Source organism: Alterinioella sp. B-7, assembly GCF_056857775.1.
Genome location: NZ_JBSXNT010000039.1, coordinates 732729 through 753712 on the forward strand (window position 1 = coordinate 732729; position 20984 = coordinate 753712).

Annotated in this window: 17 protein-coding genes and 1 tRNA gene; 17 read left to right on the top strand and 1 reads right to left on the bottom strand. The window is 67.4% G+C overall.

The genetic code is table 11. From position 1 onward, the window contains the following. Positions 1-82: 82 nt before the first annotated feature. Positions 83-1111, bottom strand: a complete 1029-nt coding sequence (hemE, locus tag AC13C7_RS18620; protein WP_482868341.1) for a uroporphyrinogen decarboxylase — start codon at positions 1109-1111, stop codon at positions 83-85. Between the two features lie 210 nt (positions 1112-1321). On the opposite strand from hemE, the gene hemC reads away from it, so the two are divergent. The 17 genes from hemC (at position 1322) to AC13C7_RS18705 (ending at position 20915) form a co-directional block, all read left to right on the top strand. Continuing rightward, positions 1322-2275, top strand: coding sequence for a hydroxymethylbilane synthase (gene hemC, locus AC13C7_RS18625; protein WP_482868342.1), 954 nt, complete (start codon positions 1322-1324; stop codon positions 2273-2275). 66 nt (positions 2276-2341) lie between these two features. Beyond that, positions 2342-2418 (top strand) — tRNA-Met (locus AC13C7_RS18630). A gap of 112 nt (positions 2419-2530) precedes the next feature. Further along, entirely contained in the window at positions 2531-3877 is a 1347-nt protein-coding gene (locus AC13C7_RS18635) for an MmgE/PrpD family protein (protein WP_482868343.1), read from the top strand. A gap of 104 nt (positions 3878-3981) precedes the next feature. Next, complete coding sequence (locus AC13C7_RS18640; protein ID WP_482868450.1) at positions 3982-6399, top strand: GcvT family protein; 2418 nt, start codon at positions 3982-3984, stop codon at positions 6397-6399. A 141-nt stretch (positions 6400-6540) separates the two neighbouring features. Then, the gene (locus AC13C7_RS18645) at positions 6541-8028 is read left to right on the top strand and encodes an FAD-binding oxidoreductase (RefSeq protein WP_172320012.1); all 1488 of its coding nucleotides are present in this window, start codon (positions 6541-6543) and stop codon (positions 8026-8028) included. Continuing rightward, positions 8025-8429 carry a hypothetical protein gene (locus AC13C7_RS18650; RefSeq protein ID WP_482868344.1) on the top strand — a complete coding sequence of 135 codons (405 nt, stop codon included), beginning with the start codon at positions 8025-8027 and terminating at the stop codon, positions 8427-8429. The genes AC13C7_RS18645 and AC13C7_RS18650 overlap by 4 nt, the downstream gene beginning before the upstream one ends. Beyond that, positions 8429-9481, top strand: coding sequence for a hypothetical protein (locus AC13C7_RS18655; RefSeq protein ID WP_482868451.1), 1053 nt, complete (start codon positions 8429-8431; stop codon positions 9479-9481). The genes AC13C7_RS18650 and AC13C7_RS18655 overlap by 1 nt, the downstream gene beginning before the upstream one ends. A 126-nt stretch (positions 9482-9607) precedes the next feature. Then, positions 9608-11089: a DUF4153 domain-containing protein gene (locus AC13C7_RS18660; protein ID WP_482868345.1), complete on the top strand. Its 1482-nt coding sequence runs from the start codon at positions 9608-9610 to the stop codon at positions 11087-11089. Next, positions 11067-11744 carry a response regulator transcription factor gene (locus AC13C7_RS18665; RefSeq protein ID WP_482868346.1) on the top strand — a complete coding sequence of 226 codons (678 nt, stop codon included), beginning with the start codon at positions 11067-11069 and terminating at the stop codon, positions 11742-11744. The genes AC13C7_RS18660 and AC13C7_RS18665 overlap by 23 nt, the downstream gene beginning before the upstream one ends. After that, entirely contained in the window at positions 11729-12700 is a 972-nt protein-coding gene (locus tag AC13C7_RS18670; RefSeq protein WP_482868347.1) for a sensor histidine kinase, read from the top strand. The genes AC13C7_RS18665 and AC13C7_RS18670 overlap by 16 nt, the downstream gene beginning before the upstream one ends. A gap of 73 nt (positions 12701-12773) precedes the next feature. Next, positions 12774-14492, top strand: a complete 1719-nt coding sequence (locus tag AC13C7_RS18675) for a sensor histidine kinase (RefSeq protein WP_482868348.1) — start codon at positions 12774-12776, stop codon at positions 14490-14492. Further along, on the top strand, positions 14489-15820 hold the full coding sequence (locus AC13C7_RS18680; protein WP_482868349.1) for a sigma-54-dependent transcriptional regulator: 1332 nt from the start codon (positions 14489-14491) through the stop codon (positions 15818-15820). The genes AC13C7_RS18675 and AC13C7_RS18680 overlap by 4 nt, the downstream gene beginning before the upstream one ends. After that, positions 15817-16968: an amidohydrolase gene (locus AC13C7_RS18685; RefSeq protein WP_482868350.1), complete on the top strand. Its 1152-nt coding sequence runs from the start codon at positions 15817-15819 to the stop codon at positions 16966-16968. The genes AC13C7_RS18680 and AC13C7_RS18685 overlap by 4 nt, the downstream gene beginning before the upstream one ends. A gap of 3 nt (positions 16969-16971) precedes the next feature. Continuing rightward, positions 16972-17646 (top strand): pentapeptide repeat-containing protein, encoded by a 675-nt coding sequence (locus AC13C7_RS18690; RefSeq protein WP_482868351.1) that lies wholly within the window; start codon positions 16972-16974, stop codon positions 17644-17646. A 126-nt stretch (positions 17647-17772) separates the two neighbouring features. Continuing rightward, positions 17773-18786 carry a C4-dicarboxylate TRAP transporter substrate-binding protein gene (locus AC13C7_RS18695; protein WP_172320003.1) on the top strand — a complete coding sequence of 338 codons (1014 nt, stop codon included), beginning with the start codon at positions 17773-17775 and terminating at the stop codon, positions 18784-18786. A gap of 78 nt (positions 18787-18864) precedes the next feature. Continuing rightward, positions 18865-19512, top strand: coding sequence for a TRAP transporter small permease subunit (locus AC13C7_RS18700; protein ID WP_446120933.1), 648 nt, complete (start codon positions 18865-18867; stop codon positions 19510-19512). 2 nt (positions 19513-19514) lie between these two features. Continuing rightward, positions 19515-20915, top strand: a complete 1401-nt coding sequence (locus AC13C7_RS18705; RefSeq protein ID WP_172320001.1) for a TRAP transporter large permease — start codon at positions 19515-19517, stop codon at positions 20913-20915. Positions 20916-20984: the final 69 nt, after the last annotated feature.

Genomic DNA, 20984 nt, shown 5'->3' on the forward strand with positions numbered 1-20984 from the left:
GTGCCGCGCGTCGACCGGTGCGAGGGGGCTGTCTGCCCCCTCGCGCTCCCCCGAAGGTACTTGCACGAAGAAGATGACGGGGTCAGGCGCTGCGGATCGCGTCCAGCATGACATGGACATTCTCGGGATCGGCATCGGGCGTGATGCCGTGGCCGAGATTGAAGACATGCGGGCCGCCCCGGAAGGCGCGGGTGATGCGCTGCGCCTCGTCGATCAGGGGCTGGCCCCCGGTGACCAGGAGCTTCGGGTCCAGGTTGCCCTGCACGCAGGTCTGGGCTTGCAGCGTTTCGGCGGCCCAGGTGGCATCGACGCTGGTGTCGAGCGCCAGGCAATCGGCCCCGACGGCCTTGGCGAAACCGGGATAATTGTCCCCCGCCTCGCGCGGGAAGACGATGACCGGCAGGCCGGGATGGCGCGATTTCAGCGCCGTGACGATGCGCTTGATCGGTTGAAGGGAATAGCGCTCGAAGGCGTCGCCCTTGAGGCTGCCTGCCCAGGAATCGAAGAGCTTGATCACCTCGGCCCCGGCCTGCACCTGCTGTGACAGGTATTCTATGGTGGCCCCGGTGATGAGGTCGATGAGGGCGTCAAAGGTCTCGGGGTCGGCCTCGCGCAGCGCATGGGCCGGGGCCTGATCCGGCGTGCCGCGCCCGGCGATCATGTAGGTGGCGACCGTCCAGGGGGCCCCGGCGAAGCCGATCAGCGTGGTTTCCGCGGGGAGGTCGCGGGTCAGGATGCGGATTGTCTCGTAAATGGGCGCGAGGGTGTCGTGGATGTCGTCCTTGCCCTTGAAATGGGCCATGTCGCCTGCGCTGGTGATCGTAGAAAGGCGCGGGCCCTCGCCGGTGACGAACCACAGATCGGCGCCGAGCGCCTGCGGAATCAGCAGGATATCGGCGAAGAGGATCGAGGCGTCGAAGCCGTAGCGGCGAATGGGCTGCAGCGTGACCTCGGCGGCGAGGTCCGGGGTGTAGCATAGCGACAGGAAATCGCCCGCCTTGGCCCGCGTGGCGCGGTATTCGGGCAGGTAGCGTCCCGCTTGCCGCATCATCCAGACGGGGGGTGTCGGCAGGGTCTCACCGGCAAGGGCGCGCAAAAGGGTCTTGGTCATCGGGATCGTCCTTCTCCGGTGGGCTGGTGGCAGATGTTTCGCGGGCGGGGTCCGGAGTCAAGGCGAGGTGCGCGGGGATGGGCGGTTTCGACGCGCGGGGCGCGCGCGCCGACCGGGGGCGGCGGCTGACGCCGCCGCAAGTTCGAGTATTTGGGCCAAGAAGATGGGAGGGGGCTTCAGATTGGCGGATGGGTGGATTAGGGGAAGGGTATGACACTGGATTTGCCCTCCCCCTCCGCGCCGCTCAGGATCGGCACCCGTGGATCGCCGCTGGCCCTGGCGCAGGCGCATGAGACGCGGCGTCGATTGGCCGATGCGTTTGACCTGGCCGCCGAGGCGTTCGAGATCGTGGTGATCAAGACCACAGGCGACAACCGCGCCATGATCGACGCCGACCAGCCGCTGAAGACGATCGGCGGCAAGGGCCTCTTCACCAGGGAGATCGAGGAGGCGCTGCTGGCGGGGGGCATCGACATCGCGGTGCATTCGATGAAGGACATGCCGGTGGCGCAACCGGGGGGGCTTGCGCTGGACACCTACCTGCCACGCGAGGATGTGCGCGACGGCTTCGTCTCGCTGGCCCATGGCGGGCTGGACGCCCTGCCTGCGGGGGCGCGCGTCGGCTCCTCCTCGCTGCGTCGGCGGGCGCAGATGATGGCGCGGCGGCCCGACCTGGAGCTGGTCGAGTTTCGCGGCAATGTGCAGACACGGATGCGGAAGCTGGGGGAAGGCGTGGCCGATGCGACCTTCCTTGCGATGGCAGGGCTCAGGCGGCTGGACATGGTGCATGTGGCGCGGACCGCACTGGAACCCGAGGACATGCTGCCCGCCGTGGCGCAAGGGGCGATCGGGATCGAGCGGCGGGCAGGCGACACGCGCGTGGCGGCGATGCTGGAGGCCATTCACGACGCCGAGACCGGCCAGCGGCTGGCCGCCGAACGGGCGTTTCTGGCCGGGTTGGACGGGTCGTGCCAGACGCCGATTGCGGGGCTCGCCGAGCTGGCGGGCGGAGACCTGCGGCTGCGGGGCGAGATCCTGCGGCCCGACGGCTCCGAGGTGATCACCGACGATGTCAGCGTGCCGGTTGCCGACGGGGCCGAGGCGGGGGCCGAGATGGCCCGCAAGATGCGCGCGCAGGCGGGCGAGGGGTTCTTCGACCTGTGAGCCGCGCAGAGCCCGCGATTTGTCCCTTGACGCGCGGTGCCCGCTGTCCTACCTAGCGCGTCGTTCGGCGGTGTAGCTCAGTTGGTTAGAGCAGCGGAATCATAATCCGCGTGTCCGGGGTTCAAGTCCCTGCACCGCCACCATCCCCCTTATTGTCCGACCTTCACGCATGGACCGGGAAATGTCGGTTCCGGGATTGCGGCAGGTCAGCGATGCGGGCTTCTCTTGGGTTACGCCAACCCGAGGGGATTGCAGATGTCATTGACCATGCCCGAGTTTGCCACTGGCCTTCTCCATGGCGACTTGCCCGATGCGCTTGTCGTGACGCTGAGGCGCAGTTTCCTCGACACGATGGGGGTGGCCGCGATCGGGTCGCGGACGCAGATGGCGGCGGCGGCGCGGGCGGGCGCGCGGGCGGTGTTCGGGCCGGGCAGCGGCGGCGCGGCACGGGTCTTGATGGAGGGCAGCGCCCTCGGCGTTGCGGGCGCGGCAATGGCCGGGGCCTTCACCATCGACAGCATCGACGCGCATGACGGCACCACGCCGAACAAGGGCCATGCCGGATCGGCGGTGTTTCCCGCTGTGCTGGCAGTGGCCGATGCGATGGACACGCCCGTCACGGGCGCGGATTTCGCGGTCTGGCTGGCCCTGGCCTACGAGGTGTCCTACCGCGCGGGTCAGGTGCAGCACGCGACCTGCCCCGATTACCACACCTCCGGCTCCTGGACCGCCGTGGGCGTGGCGGTTGCGGTGGCGCGGATGTTGGGCTGTGACGCGGGACAGATCCGGCACGCGGCGGGGATCGGGGAATATCACGGGCCGCGCAGCCAAATGATGCGCTGTATCGACCATCCTTCGATGCTGCGCGACGGGGTCGGCTGGGGCGCGCCCTCGGGCGTCACGGCGGCCTACCTGGCGCGTGAGGGGTTCACCGGCGCCCCGGCCCTGACCTGCGAGGGGGGCGAGGCCGCGCCGTTCTGGCAAGGGTTGGGCGAGGACTGGCTGACCATCGCCCACACCCATTACAAGCGCTATCCCTGTTGCAGGTGGGCGCATCCGGCGATGGACGCGGCGCAGGATCTGATGGCGGCGCACGGGTTGACCGCGGACCGGGTTGCTTCGGTCGAGATCCGGACGTTTCACTATGCGACCCGGCTGGCGGGGCATGAGCCGCAGACCATGGACGACGTGGCCTATTCTATCGCCTGGCCGGTTGCCGCAATTATCGCGCATGGACGCCTCGGCCCGCAGGAACTGACGCCCGAGGCGCTGCGCGACCCCGAGATCCTGCGCCTCAGCCGCGCGACCAGGCTCATCGACGACCCGGACCTGACGGCGCGCTCCGTGGCGCAGAGATGGGCGGCGGTGGCATTGGTCCTGACCGATGGCCAGAGGCTGGAGGCCCCGCCCCGCACCCCGCGCGGCGACGTGGACGATCCGCTCAGCGACGGTGAGATCAGCGCCAAGTTTCACCTTCTGGCGGGCGATATCCTCGGGCCGCGTGCCGCCGAGGTCGAGGATCTGTGCGGCCGGTTCGACAGGCTCGATGCGGTCGGGTTCGCGCGGCTGATGGATCTGGTGCTGTCGGCCCCTGATGCGTGACAAAACCGGCATGCCCGCGTCGGTTTCCGGCAAGTCCGGGCCGGTCACCCACGCATGATGACCCTGACATGTATGAAACCCCGGAGACGTCCCCCGTGCCCGAGATCAAAACCCATGCCCAGGCCGTCGTGATCGGCGGCGGCGTCATCGGCTGCTCGATCCTCTATCACCTTGCCAAACTGGGCTGGTCCGACGTGATCCTGCTGGAACGCGATGAGCTGACTTCAGGCTCCACCTGGCACGCGGCGGCGAATATTCACGGACTGCATGACAGCACCAATATCAGTCGCCTGCAGCACTACACGATGAATCTTTACAAGGAGCTTGAAGCCGAGACCGGTCAAAGCTGTGGCGTGTTCCAGCCCGGATCGCTCTACCTGGCGCAGACTGAGGCGCGCGAGCATCAGCTGCGGTTGCAGGAGGCCAAGGCGCGCCGTTATGGCATGAATTTCCACGAGGTCAGCCGGGATGAGGCCGAGCGGCTGCATCCGCTGGTCGATTACGATGGCATCCGCTGCATCATGTATGAGCCCGATGGCGGCAATGTCGACCCCTCGGGCGTGACCAATGCCTATGCCGTGGGTGCGCGGCAGCGGGGGGCCGAGATCCACCGCTTCACGCCGGTCACAGGCACGGAGCAGCAGCCCGATGGCACCTGGATCGTGCGCACCGCCAAGGGCGATATCCGCACGCCCTGGGTGGTGAATGCCGCCGGTCTCTGGGGCCGCGAGGTGGCGCGGATGGCGGGGCTGGAACTGCCGCTTCTGCCCACGGAACACCAGTATTTCGTAACCGAGACCATCCCGCAGATCGCCGCGATGGACCGGCGTTTGCCCTCGGTCGCCGACCGCGATGGGGAATATTACCTGCGGCAGGAGGGCAAGGGCCTGCTGGTCGGGGCCTACGAGAAAGATGTGCGCTTCTGGGCCGAGGATGGCACGCCGCAGGGCTTCGGGCATGAGCTTTTCGCCGACGATCTGGAGCGGATCGAGGAAAACATGATGCGCGCCATCGACCGGGTGCCCGCCGTGGGCGAGGCCGGGATCAAGCGGGTGATCAACGGGCCGATGATCTGGTCGCCCGATAGCAATGTCCTCTTTGGTCCCGCGCCGGAACTGACGGGCTATTTCTGCTGCAACGGGATCATTCCGGGGTTCAGCCAGAACGGCGGCATGGGTAAGCTGGCCGCCGAATGGATGGTCGAGGGCGAGCCGAGCCTGGACATGTTCGCTTGGGACATGGCGCGGTTCGGGACCTGGGCGGGCAAGGATTTCACCAAGGCGCGGGTGGGCGATCAATATGCGCACCGCTTCAAGATCCATTTCCCGAACGAGGAACGCGCGGCGGGGCGACCGGTGCGGACACGGCCCGGCTACGCGATGCAAAAGGACATGGGCGCGCAATTCGGCCTGAATTACGGGTGGGAGCATCCGCTATGGTTCGCAGCCGAGGGCGAGCCGGATCACGAGACCTATGGCTTCGACCGCCAGAACTGGTGGGAGCCCGTGGGCCGCGAGGCGCGGATGCTGCGCGACGGGGCGGGGATCATCGACATCTCCAATTTCGCCAAATACGTGGCGCGGGGGGCGGGGGCGGAAGGCTGGCTGAACGCGGTCTTCGCCAATCGGATGCCGCGCCTTGTGGGCCGCTCTTGCCTGACGCCTCTCATCGGCAAGCGCGGTGGCGTGGCAGGCGATTTCACCGTGACGAAGCTGGCGGAGGAGGAATTCTGGATCATCGGCTCGGGCATGGCCGAGCGGTTTCACCAGCGCTTCTTCAAGGCGGTGCCACTGCCCGAGGGCGCGACATTCGAAAGCCGGACGGAAGGTGTTTGCGGCTTCAACGTCGCCGGGCCGCAATCTCGCGCGCTCTTGCAACGGCTGACCAATGCGCCGCTGGCGAACCTGGATTTCCCCTTCATGCGCTCGGCCCGGATCGCGGTGGCGGGGATCGACGTTCTTGCCATTCGTGTCAGCTTTACCGGCGATCTGGGGTGGGAATTGCATTGCGCCGAGGCCGATCAGGTGGCGCTCTATTCGGCCCTGATCGAGGCAGGGCGTGAGTTCGGCGCGGGTCCGGTGGGCAGCCGCGCCCTGATGTCGCTGCGCATCGAGAAGGGCTATGGATCGTGGGGGCGGGAATATTCGCCGGAATACTGGCCGCAGGAATCGGGGCTGGCGCGGCTCATCAAGATGGACAAGGAGTTTCTGAACAAAGCCGCATTTGAGGCTGTGGCTGACAACCCGCCGCGTGAAATCATGGTGCTGATGGAGGTCGATGCCGAAACCGCCGATGCCAGCGGCGGAGAGCCTGTCTTTCTGCCCGACGGCACGCCGGTGGGGCAGGTCAGTTCGGGCGCTTATGGCTACCATGTCGGCAAGTCGCTGGCGCTTGGGTACGTCAAGGCCGCGCACGCCGCGCCGGGGACGGAGCTGCATGTCGCCGTCCTTGGCCAGCCACACGGCGCGCGCATTCTGAACGGTGCGCCATTCGACCCGGACGGCACCCGCCTGCGCGGATAGAGGGGTCGTTGGTCAACTCGTGACGCGACGGCAGGCTCCAGTATTCTGCCATCGCGGGCCCCTTGGACCTGTGCCTATCGTGCAATCATGGATTGTATGGACGGCACCCTTGCTGTCTTATCCCGGCAAAGCGAGGGCCATATGGGCAAAGTGACACGACGCGGGTTGCTGGTGGGGGCGGGTGGTGCGGCGGGCTGGATCGGCGCGCGGCAGTTCGGACATCACCTGCCTGTCTATGAGGGCACGGCCCGGCTGGATATGCCGGCAGAGGCCGGGTTCCTCAACGATGCCAGCGGCTTGTCGCGCACGCCGATCCACCGCCACATCACCCTGTCTGAGGACCCCGGCGAGGCACTCATCGCCGCGATCCGCGCGGAAATTACCGAGGCTGCCAGCAATCGCCGCCCGGTCAATATCGGTGCCGCGCGCCATTCCATGGGCGGTCAGGCGATCCCGCGCGCGGGCCATGCGATCACGTTTGATAACGGCATGGTGGAACCCGACACCGCCGCGCAGACCTATCGCGCCCATGCCGGCGCACGCTGGTCCCAGGTCATCGCCGCGCTGGACCCGATCGGGTTTTCGCCCGCCGTCATGCAGTCGAACAACGATTTCGGCGTTGCCGCCACCTTCTGCGTCAACGCGCATGGCTGGCCGGTTCCCTTCGGCCCGATGGGGGCGACGGTGCGCAGCTTCCGCATGGTGTTGCCGACGGGGGATCTGGTGACCTGCTCGCGGAGAGAGAACGCCGAGATCTTCAACCTGACGATGGGCGGCTACGGGTTGACCGGCGCGATCATCGACATGGAGGTCGACATGATCCCGAACCGGCGCCTGCAGCCGTCCTTCGAGACGATGCCTGCCGAAGCCTTCTCGACCGCCTTCACCAACGCCGTCGCCACGCCCGCCGTGAGCATGGCCTATGGCCGCCTCAACGTCGGTCGCGCCCGGTTTTTCGAAGACGCGCTGATGATCACCTATCGCGCCACCGAGGATCAGGCCGACCTGCCGCCCGCCGAGGGCTCGGGCCTGATGGCGCGGCTGGCCAGCCGCATCTACCGCTGGCAATTGGGCAATGAGCCGATGAAGCGCCTGCGCTGGTGGACGGAAACCACGCTCGGGCCCGCTCTGGGCGACGGCCCCGCGACGCGCAACAGCCTGATCAACGAACCGGTGGTGACGCTGGATGACCGCGACGACAACCGCACCGACATTCTGCATGAATATTTCGTGGCGCCTGAGCGCTTCGGCGATTTCCTGACCGCCTGCCGCGAGGTGATCCCGGCCAGCTACCAGGAGTTTCTGAACGTCACCCTGCGCCATGTCGCGCAGGATGATGAAGCCGTGTTGAGCTATGCCCGCACCCCCCGCATCGCCGCCGTGATGTCGTTTTCCCAGGAGATGACGCAGCGCGGCGAGGCCGACATGGCCCGGATGACGCGCAACCTGATTGACCGGATCGTCGAGATCGGCGGCAGCTATTACCTGCCCTACCGGCCCCATGCCACGATCGACCAACTGACCCGAAGCTATCCCCGCGCGGAAGCGTTCGCGGCGGCCAAGCGGGAGCTGGACCCGCAATTGATCTTCCGCAACACCCTGTGGGACAGCTACCTGGAGGCGCTATGACCACGCTCCGCATTATCGCGTTCGGCTATTTCGTGGCGCTCATGATCGCCGCGTCGCTGAACTACATCCCCGGCCTGACCGATGAGGACGGCCTCGCCTTCGGCATCTTCGCGCTGGATATATTCGACGACGCGCTGCATGTCGCCTCGGCGCTTTGGGCGCTGGCGGCGGGGCTGATCTCGCATCGCGCGTCACGCATCTTCCTGCTGCTCTTCGGCGCGCTCTACCTCGGCGATGGCGTCTTCGGCTTCTTCACCGGCTACGGCTATCTCGACCTCGGCATCTTCACCAACCCGTCCGAGGGCATGTCCCTTACTGTCGTGCGCGTGCTGGCCAACCTGCCGCATCTGGCGCTTGGCGGCTTCGCCCTCTTCGCGGGCCTCAAGCTGGACCGGGCGTGATGCGCTTCCTGTGGCGGTGGCTCAAGCGCCTGGTGCTGCTCCTCGCTGTGCTCCTCGCCGCTTTGCTGACCCCTGTCGGTTATGTCGAACTGGCCTGCCAGGGCGAGACGGCCGTGACCGACTATGCCGCGCTGCTGCCGCCCGAGCATCGCCGGCTGGAATCGCGCACCCTCATGACCTACCCGGAATGGCATATCGTCCATGCCTATGACGATTACGCCGAGGTGATCTCGGAGGGCGATCCGCATGACTATGCGTTCTTTCGTTCGATCACCGGCTATTGGTCCTCGCTCTGCTCGCTCACGCGGGCCTCGGCGGATCATGGCGGCGTGGATTGGGAGACGCGGCAGATGGTCTATGTCATCGGCGTCAGCTTCACCGCCGAACTCGCGCTGAAGGCCGCCTATGAGGAAACCGTGGGCCGCGTCTTCACCTGGATCAGGGGCGAGACCCGCGCGCCGCTGGATGAGATGGCGGCGGTTCAGGCGCGGGGCTATGCCACGTTCCTGCAACAGGTGCCGTGGTATCGGTGGGACTTCGCGGGCGATGCCGACGCGTTGCAGGCGGCGGCGACGGATCAGCTGCGCGACCGGGAACGCGCCTTTGCCCTGGGGATCGAGAACAATGTGAAAGCCGCCTATGCGGGGGTGATCGCCGAGGCGGTGGCGGGCGTGGGTTTTGACGAACTGACCCTGCGCATGATCGTGACGGGGGTGGGTCGCGCAGATCTGCAGGCACTTCCGGGCGTCACCGTCATCGCCGAGCGCGCGCAGGGATGGGAGATCGAGACACCGCGCTATCGCGAACTCACCGGGTTGCTGGCGCAGATGGCCGAAGCGGGCGCGGGCTTTGTCGAGATCGCGGGCAATGACGACATCATGCTGACGGCGCTGTCCGATGCGCCGACCCACCCGGATGCGATCCACAGTTTCGCGCGGCAGGGCTATGGCGACTACCGCCACCTGCTGTTGGTGCCGGTGACGGAGCTTGACGAGACCCTGCGCGGGCTGGCCGACCAGGGGCTGCGGCTGGAACATGTCCATGATTATTAGGCGCCTCCTCATCGCCCCTTCGCTGACCCCTTAGCCTCTGCACGAAACCTGCACATCTCCTGCGCCTGCTCTGCACGGGCGGCCTGCCATCTTGACGGGCAAAGAAACCGTCAAGGAGATGCACGGATGATCGGGACAATGACAGTGCGCGGCGTGCCGCGCGGGCTTTTGCGCGATGCGTGGTGGTTGAGCGAGGAAGTGGCCGACGTCGTCAAGCCGCCCGCGCCCCCGGCCCCGGTTGCCGCCGACCGCCGCCCGCGCTTGACCCGCGCCGCGATTGCGCTGGCCGTGCTGCTGGCGCTTGGCGACCTGCTGTTCTACGGGCACGATGTCGGGCTGTCCCTTGCCCTCTACGCCTACGCGATCTTTGCCGCCAGCGTTGCCGTGCTGCCAAACCGGGGCGGCGTGGTCGGACCCGCGGTGCTGATGTTCCTCGCGGGGTTGCCCGTTATCGAGCATCTGCAAGCCCTTTCCGTTTTCCTGCTGGCAGGCGGGCTGATCACCTCGATCGCCTGGCTGCGGGCCGGGCGCAGTGGTCTTGCGCGCAGCGCGCTGCGGCTTTGGGCGGCGCTGCCGGTTGCGGGGGTGCTGGACGGGATTGCCTGGGCGATGGATCGGAAATCCCCGCGCGCGGCCCCCGGCCAATGGCGCATCTTGGCGCTCAATTGGGCGGTGCCGCTTGGCGGCGGGATGGTGCTGCTGTCGCTTTTGGTGCAGGCCAACCCGGTGCTTGAGGGCTGGCTGGACCTGTCGCTGTTCGAGGATTGGGATCTCGAGGAAACCCTGCTGCGCCTGATGTTCTGGACCGGTCTGGCGCTGGTCGTCTGGCCATTCCTCAGCTTCACGCCGCCCGCCCCGTTCATCGGCCCCCACCGCCCCCGCGCCCGCGCAACGCTCGGTTTCAACACCGCCTCGGTCGCCAATGCGCTGATTGTGTTCAACTTGCTGCTCGGGCTGCAAACCCTGATGGATATCGCGCTCCTCTGGGGCGGCGGCCCGCTGCCCGAGGGGATGAGCCATGCCACCTATGCCCGCCGCGGCGCCTATCCGCTGCTGGTCACGGCGCTGCTGGCGGGGGGCTTTGCGCTGGCCGCGCGGCCCCATCTGGGGGGCCGGAAGAGCCTGTCGGCGCTGATGATGATCTGGCTGGCGCAGAATGTCCTGCTGACGGCCTCGGCGGCCTACCGGCTCTGGGTCTATGTCGAGGTCTATGGCCTGACCTACCTGCGCCTTCATGCGGCGATCTGGATGGGGCTGGTGGCCGTGGGGCTGGTGCTGATCGGCTGGTTCATCCACGCGCGCCGTCCCGCTGCCTGGCTGGTGCTGCGCGGTGGCGGGCTGGCGCTGGTCACGCTCTACATCTGCGCCTTCATCAATTTCGCGCAGATCATCGCGGCCTATAACCTGACCCATCCGTCGCAGGATCGCGGCGTCGACCTGTCCTATGCCTGTTCCCTCGCGCCGATGGCCGCCGTGGCGTTGCAGGGGCAGACCTGCGCGCGTGCGCCCCATATCGACGGCTGGCGCGATTGGGGCTTTCGCAGTTGGCGCGTGGCGCGTTTACTGGCGGCGGCGGAGGGAGCGTATGAAGATACTCGTGGTCGATGACGATGCCCGCCTGCGCGAGCTCGTGAGCATCGCGCTGGAGCGTGCAGGCTTCGCCGTGGTGACGGCGGGCGACGGGCAGCGCGCCCTCACCCATGCCGCGCGCGAGGCGCCTGACCTCATTGTGCTGGATGTCGGCCTGCCGGAACGCGACGGGTTCGAGGTCTGCCGCCGCATCCGCGCCACCTCGGACGTGCCGATCCTGTTCCTGACCGCCCGCGACGACGAGATCGACCGCGTCCTGGGGCTGGAACTGGGGGCTGACGATTACGTGACCAAGCCGTTTTCCCCGCGCGAACTGGTGGCCCGCGTGAACGCGATCCTGAAACGGGCCATGGGTGGCGCGGCGCGGGTGCTGCGGCACGGGGCCCTCAGCCTCGATGTCGCGGCGCATAGCTGCGATTTCGACGGGCGCGACGTGGTCCTGACCGCGACCGAGTGCAGTCTTCTGGCGCTGCTCCTGCGCGACCCGGCCCGCGTCCTGTCGCGCGCGCAGGCGGTCGATGCGATCTGGGGCGCGGGCAGCGACATTTCGGGCCGGACGCTGGACAGCCACCTGCGCAACCTGCGCCGGAAACTGGCGGATGCGGGCTGCGCCGACGGGATCGAGACCGCGCATGGCGTGGGGATGCGGATGGGGCCATGCCGGGGCAGGTAGGCAAATGGCGCCCGTCGCTCTGGCTGGTTCTGGGCGGCGCGCTGGCGGGCACATTGGCGCTGTCCTTCCTTGGGTTGGTGGCGCTGCGCTACCTCGGGCCTGAGATCGGGTTTCGCAACGCGGCCACCTTGCTGGCGCTGATCATCGCGGGGCTGACGGCGGTGCTGTGGTGGCTGCTGCTGCGCCTGTTGCTGCGCCCGATCACGGCGCTGGCGGGCTATGCCGCATCGGTACGCGCCACGCCGGATGAGCCTGCCGCGCCGCCCGCCCATTTCGGCACGCGCGAGCTGTCGCGGATGGGGGGCAGCGTCATCGACATGGCCGCAACCCTGCAAGACCGCGAGGCGACGATCCGCAGCTATACCGACCATGTCACGCATGAGTTGAAGACACCCGTAACGGCGATTTCTGCGGCGACCGAGCTGCTGGAGGACAGCGAGGATCTGAGCGCCGAAGACCGCCGCCTCGTGACCCAGATCCGCAGCGCCGGCGCGCAGATCGAGGGCCAGTTGGAGGCGCTGCGCCACGTCATGCGGGCGCGCGAGGCAAGCTACCGGGGAACCTGCACGCTGGCCGATCTGGCGGATGACCTGCGGCGCGATCACCGCCGCCTGACGCTGACCATCGCGGGCGAAACGACCCCTCTGCCGCTGGCTTGCAAGGGGTTGGGGATCGTGCTTCAGCACCTGCTGGCCAATGCCCGTGAAATGGGCGCGGATGCGGTGACCCTTGCGGCGCGCGATGGCACCCTGACCGTCACCGATAACGGCCCCGGCATCTCGTCCGGCAACCTGCCGCATATATTCGAGCCGTTCTACACCACCCGCCGCGATGCGGGCGGCACCGGCATGGGGTTGGCCATCGTCTCCAGCCTTCTGGCCGCCCATGGCGCGCGGATCGAGGCCCTGTCCCAGGCCGCCGGCGCGCGCTTCGTGATCCGCTTTGCGGCGGCATGAGGCGACCGGCGCCACCCTTGCATCGCGGTCGAAACCCGATATCACCTTGGCCACCCTTGCGCGGAGCCGCTCGTTGAAACCGACCCGGACCCTCCTGTCGATCCTGCTGCTGCTGGCCATCGCCACCGGGGCCTACCTGCTGTCGAGCCGCTATTTCCGCTCCGAGGAGGTGACCCGCGCCGAGGGCCGCCTGTCGCTCTACCGCTCCACCGTGGTGGCGGAGCTGAACCGGTTCTCGCACCTGACCTTCGTTCTGTCGCAGGATCCGATCGTGATCGCCACGGCGCAGGGGGCCGATACCGACACGCTCGACGCGCGGCTGGCCGAATTTGCCGCCGAGGCGGGGCTGGACGCGATCTACCTGATGACGCCCGAGGGGCTGACGATCTCGGCCTCGAACGCCGGGGCCGAAGGCTCCTTCGTCGGCCAGAATTACGGCTTCCGCCCCTATTTCCGCGAAGCGTTGGCAGGCGGGCAGGGGCGGTTCTACGGCATCGGGGCCACCACCGGCCTGCCGGGCTATTTCATCGCCGACCCGGTGATCGGCGCGAATGGCACGGTGCAGGGTGTCATCGCGATCAAGCTGGACCTGTCGGACCTGGAACAATCCTGGCGCGAGGGCGGCGAACAGGTGCTACTGGCCAATGCCGACGGCGTCGTGCTGCTGGCCTCGGACCCCGAATGGCGCTACCGCACGCTGGCCCCGTTGCAGGCCGGTCAACGCGCCGCGATCCGGGACGCGCGGCAGTTCAGCGGGCAGGCGCTGGACCTGCTGGACTGGCAGAGCGACGGCACGGGGCGGGCGCGGATCGGCGGCGACGAGGTGATCCACCTGACCGGCCACGACCTGCCGCATGGCTGGCAATTGCACTATTTCGCCTCGCTGGGGCCGGTCACGACGCGAAGCTGGCTGGCCACGGTGCTGGCGCTGGTCATCGCGGGCGGCATCGGCGTGCTGGTGCTCTTGCGCCGCAACCGGTTGATCCGCGCCGCGCTCAACCGCTCCGAGGCCGAGGAGGCCGCGCTGCGCCTCGCCAATGACCGCCTCGCCGTCGAGATCGAGGACCGCCGCACCGCCGAACGTCGGCTGGAACGCACCCGTGACGAACTGGCCCGCGCCAGCCGGTTGGCGGCCCTGGGCGAGATCGCGGCCTCGGTCACGCATGAGCTTGGCCAGCCGATCACCGCGATGCGCAACCATCTGGCGGCGGCGGAACTGGGCGGTGGCGCGGGGGTGCTGCCCAACCTCACCGGGCTTGTCGAGCGGATGGAGGGGATCACCCGGCAGCTCAAGTTCTTCTCCAGCCCCGGACAGGACCGGCTTGGCCCCGTCGATCTGCGCGACGCGGTGCAGGAGGCGCTGAACCTGGTCGCGCCCAACATGGACGGTGTCGCGCTGGATACCGATATGCCGGACAGGCCCGTCATCGTGCAGGGCAACAAGCTGCGCATCGAACAGGTGCTGACCAATATCCTGCGCAACGCGCTGGACGCGATGGAGGGCGCCCGTGACCCCGCGCTTTCCGTCACGCTCGGCTCGGACGGCGGCACGGCCTGGATCGAGACCGCCGATCGCGGGCACGGATTGGGCGAGGCCAGCCTTTCGGACCTCACCGAACCTTTCGTGACCAGCCGCGCCTCGGGGCAGGGGATGGGGCTTGGCCTGGCCATCTCGGCAGGGATCGTCAAGGAACATCACGGGGTGATGCGGGCCTGGAACCGGTCGGGCGGCGGGGCCGTCTTCCGGGTTGAAATCCCGTTGGCGGAACCGGCACAGGCGGCGGCGGAATGAGCGCGCCGTTCAACATCCTCATCGTCGATGACGACCGCGCCATGCGCGCCTCGCTGGTCGATCTGCTGGAGGCGGCGGGCTGGCGGGTCGAGGCGCTGCCGCGCGCCAGCCAGGTCATCGACCGACTGGCCGGACTGGCCCCCGACGTGATCCTCTCCGACGTGCGGATGCCCGACATGTCGGGGCTGGAGTTGCTGGCCAAGCTGGACGCGACCGCGCCGCCCGTGGTCCTGATCTCGGCCCATGGCGACATCCCGATGGCGGTGCAGGCGATGCAGGAAGGCGCCTACAGCTTCGTCGAGAAACCCTATGATCCGCGCCGCCTGCTCAGCATCCTGCGCCACGCCGCCGAGCAACACCGCATGGCGCGCGGCACCGACCGGTTGCGCGCGCGGCTGGCGGAACTGTCGGGGCTGGACCGGATCCTGCTTGGCACCACGCCCGAGATCGCCGCGCTGCGCCGCGACGTGCTGGACATGGCGACGACCGCCGCCCCGGTCCTGCTGCAAGGCGAAACCGGCACCGGAAAGGAACTGGTCGCGCGCGCCCTGCATGATCTCAGCCCGCGCGCGGACGCGCCGTTCCTGGCGCTGAACTGCGCCGCCATCGCCGCCGACCGCTTCGAGGCCGAGATGTTCGGCACCGCGGGCGAAGCGACCGGCAGGCTGGTCGCGGCCAGTGGCGGCACGCTGTTCCTGGACGAGGTCTGCGCCTGCCCCGCCCCGGTTCAGGCCAAGCTTTTGCGCGTGATCGAGGAACAGGAGGTCACACAATCGGGCGCGCCCGGACCGGTGCGCATCGACCTGCGCGTTGTTTCCGCCTCGAACGAGGATACCGGGGCGGCGGTCGAGGCAGGGCACCTGCGCCAGGACCTTCTCTTTCGCCTCAACACCGTCGTGCTGACGCTGCCGCCCCTGCGCCAGCGCCGCGATGACCTGGTGCTGCTCTTCACCCATTTCCTGGACCATTCCGCCCGCGTCTACGAGGTTGCCCCGCCCGAGTTGGACCATGACGACATGACCGCGCTGCTGGCGCATGACTGGCCCGGCAACGTGCGCGAGTTGCGCAATGTGGCCGAACGCCGGGTGCTGGCGGCGCGGCGCGGGGGCGGCTCGGTCGCCGATGCGATCCGGGTCAGGGACGCGCCCGAGGATGTGCCCGACACGCTGCGCGAAGCTGTCGCCGTGTTCGAGCGGGAGCTGATCGGCAAGGCCCTGCGCGCGCATGAGGGCCGGATGGACGCGGTGGCCGAGGCGCTTGGTATCGGGCGGCGCACGCTGAACGAGAAGATCGTCAAGCTGGGGTTGGACAAGGACGCGCTGTTATGACGGATCGCGATGAATTGACGGGATGGATGCGCGCCTTGCGCCGCGATTTCCACCGCCAGCCCGAATTTGGCTTCGAGGAAAGCCGCACCGCCTCTGTCGTCGCCGAGGCTTTGCGCGAATTGGGGTGGGACGTGGTGACGGGTGTGGGTGGCACCGGCGTCGTCGCGACCCTTGCCCGTGGGCGGTCGAACCGCGCGATTGCCTTGCGCGCCGATATGGACGCGCTCAGGATCACCGAGGCGACGGGGGCAGCGTGGGCATCGACGCGCGACGGGCTGATGCACGCCTGCGGCCATGACGGTCACACCGCGATGCTTCTGGGTGCGGCACGAATCCTCGCCGAAGAGGGTGCGTTTGACGGCACCGTGCGGCTGATCTTCCAACCCGCCGAGGAATGGGGCCAGGGCGCGCTGGCAATGCTGGCCGACGGGCTGATGACGCGGTTTCCGTTTCAGGAGGTCTATGGCCTGCACAACATGCCGGGCCTGCCGTTGGGCCATCTGGAAACCCGCGCCGGAGCCATCATGTCGGCCGAAGATCTCTTCGAGATCACGCTGACCGGGCAAGGCGGCCATGCCTCGCAACCCCATACCGGGCGCGAAGTCATGGTGCCCGCCTGCGCGTTGGTGACGGCCTTGCAAACCATCGTGTCGCGGCGGCTGGACCCAGGCCAGATCGCGGTTCTGTCGGTGACGGAACTGCTGACCGACGGCACCCGCAACGCGCTGCCGGGTCATGCGCGGATCCTGGGCGATGTGCGCAGTTTCAGCGCGGAGGTGTCGGCCCGCGTCGAGGCCGAGATGCGACGGATCGCGGAGGGCATCGCCACGCAGCACGGCATCGCGGCGCAGGTGGACTACACCCGCGAATTCGTGCCGCTGATCAATGATGCGGAGCTTGCGGACGCGGTAATGCAGGCCGCCGCCGGGGTCTCGGATCAGGTTACCACGCGCCCCACCCCGATGACGGGATCGGAGGATTTCGCGCGGTTTCTGGATCACGTTCCCGGCTGCTTTGCCTTCATCGGCAATGGCGAAGGGTCAGCCCCGCTGCACAGCCCGACATATGATTTCAACGACGCGGCGCTCTTGCACGGGGCGCTGGTTCACACCGCCATTGCCCGCGCGCGTCTGCCGGAAGGGGCATAGCCAATGCCCGAGATCACCGACCAGAGCCTCAGCCGCGACGATATCGAGACCCTCGCGGCCTCTGGCGGCCCCGTCACGCTGGCCGGCTGCCAAATGATCGACATCGACCTTTGCGACCTGGAACTGGTCGATTGGCATTTCGACGCCTGCCATCTCGACAACGCGCGGGCCAGCGACGCTATCCTTGAGGAGGTGCGCTTCACCGCCTGCCACGCCCCCGGACTGATCCTGCGCGGCGCGCGGCTGATGCAATGCCGCGTCATTGGCTGCGACATGAGCAATGGCAACCTGTCGGACATGATTGCCGCGGATGTGGAATTTGCCGATTGCAAGCTGCTCGGCGTGAACATGAGCGGCACCCAAGCAACCGATCTGACGCTGGCGGGCAGCAATCTGGCCGTCGCGCGCCTGTCCGGTCTGTCCTTGCGCGGCCGCATGATCCAGGGCGTGAATTTGGCGGGCTCCGACCTGACGCAATGCGATTTCCGCGATGCGGTGTTTCAGGATTGCAGCCTGCGCGATGTCGAGGTCTCGGAGGCCCGGTTCGAAGGGGCCGACCTGCGCGGGGCCGATCTTGGCGGCGTCAAGATGGGGGACGCGGCGCGGTTTCGCGGGGCCATGATCTCTAGATCCCAGGCCGCCGACCTTCTCGGCCAGCTTGGCCTGATCGTCGGCTGACGCGCTGCCGCGCGCGGAAATCCGCAGGCCCCGCGCCACGCGCCCTTGCGATATCCTTCATGGCCAAACGCGACCGGGTATGGAAAACTCCGCCCCATCCAACAATCAGGATTTTGGGAGGATCCGATGAAAAACCTGCTTACCGCCACCGCCGTCACGGCCATCAGCGTCAGCTTTGCCGCCGAGGCGCTGGCCACGGAATGGAATGTCTCGGTCTGGGGCTCGCGCCGCGCCTTCACCGAGCATATCGAACGCCTGGCCGAGTTGCTGGACGAGCGCACCGATGGCGAATTCACGCTGAACATTTCCTATGGCGGCCTCTCCGGCAACCGCGAGAACCTGGACGGGATCTCGATCGGGGCCTTCGAGATGGCGCAATTCTGTGCCGGGTATCACGCCGACAAGAACCCCTCGATCACGGTGCTGGAACTGCCCTTCCTGGGCGTCAGCGACCTGCAACAGGAGCGTGAGATCAGCCAGGCGCTCTATGAACATCCGGCGGTCGTGGCCGATCTTGCGCGCTGGAACGCGGTGCTGCTGATGCCTTCGCCGCTGCCGCAATACAATATCGTCGGTGTCGGCGATGCGCCGCAGACGCTGGAGGATTTCGACGGCATGGCTGTGCGCGCCACGGGTGGCATCGGTGCCGCGATGGAAACCATCGGCGCGGTGCCGAACTCCATGTCCGCGACCGAGGTGCGCCAGGCGCTCGATGGCGGGCTGGTGCAGGGCGTCAGCTTTGCCCCGCATGCGCATATGTCCTTCGGCACCATCGAAACCGGCGAATGGTGGACGACCAACCTCAACCCCGGAACGGTCAACTGCCCCGTTGTGGTCAATTCCGACGCGCTGGCCGCCCTCTCCGATGAGCATCGCGAGGTGCTGATGTCTTCGGTCGATGACGCGCTGGACTACTATATCGACTATTACAACGAGCAGACGATGGCCGCATGGGGCCCGGCACTGGACGAGCGCGGAATCGAGCGCGTGACCTTCTCGGAGGAGGAGCTGCAAGCCTTCCGCGAAGCCGCCGCCGAGCCCGCCGCGCAGGCCTGGATCGAAGAGAACACCGCCCGCGGCCTGCCCGCGCAGGAGCTCTACGATTTCGTCACCGGCATGATCGCCGAGGGCGGCATGTAAAGCCCGCCCGCGCCCGCCCCGGTGCGCAACCGGGGCGGGCGCATCTTTTTTACGTGACATGAAGGAGGGGGGACGGTCATGGCCGCAGCATCCCTTGTGATGACCGATGACAGCACCGTCAGCCGGCTGGATCGCGGCCTGCTGGAGGTCGAAAAGCTCTTTGCCCTGATCAGCGGTCTGGCCGTCTTCGCGCTGATGATCCTGGCCGTGATCTCGGTCGGCGGGCGCAACGCGCTGAACCAGCCCATCCCCGGCTATGTCGACTGGATCGAACAGGCGATGCCGCTGATTGCCTTCATGGGCATTTCCTATACGCAGCGCGAGGGCGGCCATATCCGCATGGACCTGCTGGTCGGTAACCTCAAGGGCCGCGCGCTGTGGCTGGCGGAACTGGCCACGACGCTTCTGATCCTCATCCTCATGATGCTTCTGGTCTGGGGCACCTTCGCGCATTTCCTGCGCAGTTTCGACATGTCCCAACCGCTCTGGAGCCGCGACAGCTCGATGGATATCGGCCTGCCGATCTGGCCCGCCAAGCTGATCGTGCCGGTGGCCTTCGGGGTCATCTGCCTGCGGCTGATGTTGCAGGTCTTCGTCTACGCCCGCGCCGTCGTGCAGGGCACCGAGCGGCCCGTCGGCGTGCCCCTGATCGCCGATGCCGCGACACAGGCGGCACTTGAGGCCGCGACGGTCACCGGCGACGATGACGACGACAAGGGGCGCTGATCATGGATTCGATCACCATCGGCCTCATCGTCACCGGCTTCATGCTGGTCTCGGTCATCCTCGGGATGCGCGTGGCCTTCGCCGCCGGGATCTCGGGCCTCGTCGGGCTGATCTGGATCTTCTGGAGCCGCCGTGGCTATGACCCCGAGGCCTTCACCTGGGCGCTTGGCGTCGCGGTGCAGACCGCCGGACAGGTGCCGCATTCCAAGATTTCCAGCCAGGCGCTCAGCCTCATCCCCACCTTCATCCTGATCGGCTATCTCGCCTATCACGCGGGGCTGACCAAGGCGCTCTTCGAGGCCGCTAAAAGGTGGATGGCCTGGGTGCCGGGGGGGCTGGCCGTGTCCACCGTCTTCGCCACCGCCGGTTTCGCCGCCGTGTCGGGCGCGTCCGTCGCCACCTCCGCCGTTTTCGCCCGCATCGCCATTCCGGAAATGCTGGCCATCGGCTATGACAAGAAATTCGCCGCCGGCGTGGTGGCGGCGGCGGGCACGCTGGCCAGCCTCATCCCGCCCTCGGCGATCCTGGTGATTTACGCGATCATCGTCGAACAGGATGTCGGCGCGCTGCTTTTGGCGGGGTTCATTCCCGGCGTGTTCTCGGCCTTCGTCTATACGGCGCTGATCATCGGCATGGCGCTGACCATCAAGGATTTCGGCCCGCGCGTGACCGGCTTCACCTGGAAACAGCGCTTTGCCTCCCTGCCGCCCGCGCTGCCCATCGTGGCGGTGGTCGTGATCATCATCTTCTTCGTCTACAACCCCTTTGGCGGCGACGCCTGGGGCACACCGACCGAGGGCGGGGCCATCGGCGCGTTCATCGTGTTCCTGATGGCGCTCTACCGGGGGATGCGCTGGCCGGAGCTGCGCGACGCGCTTATGGAGACCGCCAAGCTCTCCGTCATGATTTTCACAATCATCTGGGGCGTGCTGATCTATGTCCGTTTCCTGGGCTTCGCCGACCTGCCCGGCGCGTTCTCCGACTGGCTGACCTCGCTGGACATGGCGCCGCTGTTGATCCTGATCATGATCCTGCTGGCCTATGCCGTGCTCGGCATGTTCATGGACGCGATCGGGATGCTTCTCTTGACCCTGCCTGTGGTCTTCCCCGCCATCATGGCGCTGAATGGCGGCATGAACGTCAGTGCCGAGGCCAGCGCCTTCGGCATGTCGGGGCCGATGTGCGCGATCTGGTTCGGGATCCTGGTGGTGAAAATGGCCGAGTTCTGCCTGATCACGCCGCCCATCGGCCTCAATTGCTTCGTCGTCGCGGGCGTGCGCCCCGACATCACGGTGCAGGACGTGTTCAAGGGCGTCATGCCGTTCTTCATCGCCGACGCCATCACCATCGCGCTGCTGGTGGCCTTCCCGATGATCGTGCTCTGGCTGCCGAGCCAGATGTAGATCCCATTGACACCTCCCCTCGGTCGTGAATATATTTTCGACAGTAAAATAATTCATCTCGGGGGAGGA

Bases quoted from the DNA above. Each gene is read 5' to 3' on its own strand.
- hemC (WP_482868342.1), top strand. From the start codon at position 1,322: ATGACACTGGATTTGCCCTCCCCCTCCGCGCCGCTCAGGATCGGCACC.
- AC13C7_RS18660 (WP_482868345.1), top strand. From the start codon at position 9,608: ATGATCGGGACAATGACAGTGCGCGGCGTGCCGCGCGGGCTTTTGCGC.
- AC13C7_RS18670 (WP_482868347.1), top strand. From the start codon at position 11,729: ATGCCGGGGCAGGTAGGCAAATGGCGCCCGTCGCTCTGGCTGGTTCTG.
- AC13C7_RS18695 (WP_172320003.1), top strand. From the start codon at position 17,773: ATGAAAAACCTGCTTACCGCCACCGCCGTCACGGCCATCAGCGTCAGC.
- AC13C7_RS18685 (WP_482868350.1), top strand. From the start codon at position 15,817: ATGACGGATCGCGATGAATTGACGGGATGGATGCGCGCCTTGCGCCGC.
- AC13C7_RS18650 (WP_482868344.1), top strand. From the start codon at position 8,025: ATGACCACGCTCCGCATTATCGCGTTCGGCTATTTCGTGGCGCTCATG.
- AC13C7_RS18700 (WP_446120933.1), top strand. From the start codon at position 18,865: ATGGCCGCAGCATCCCTTGTGATGACCGATGACAGCACCGTCAGCCGG.
- AC13C7_RS18645 (WP_172320012.1), top strand. From the start codon at position 6,541: ATGGGCAAAGTGACACGACGCGGGTTGCTGGTGGGGGCGGGTGGTGCG.
- AC13C7_RS18665 (WP_482868346.1), top strand. From the start codon at position 11,067: ATGAAGATACTCGTGGTCGATGACGATGCCCGCCTGCGCGAGCTCGTG.
- AC13C7_RS18690 (WP_482868351.1), top strand. From the start codon at position 16,972: ATGCCCGAGATCACCGACCAGAGCCTCAGCCGCGACGATATCGAGACC.
- AC13C7_RS18655 (WP_482868451.1), top strand. From the start codon at position 8,429: ATGCGCTTCCTGTGGCGGTGGCTCAAGCGCCTGGTGCTGCTCCTCGCT.
- AC13C7_RS18705 (WP_172320001.1), top strand. From the start codon at position 19,515: ATGGATTCGATCACCATCGGCCTCATCGTCACCGGCTTCATGCTGGTC.
- AC13C7_RS18680 (WP_482868349.1), top strand. From the start codon at position 14,489: ATGAGCGCGCCGTTCAACATCCTCATCGTCGATGACGACCGCGCCATG.
- AC13C7_RS18635 (WP_482868343.1), top strand. From the start codon at position 2,531: ATGTCATTGACCATGCCCGAGTTTGCCACTGGCCTTCTCCATGGCGAC.
- hemE (WP_482868341.1), bottom strand. From the start codon at position 1,111: ATGACCAAGACCCTTTTGCGCGCCCTTGCCGGTGAGACCCTGCCGACA.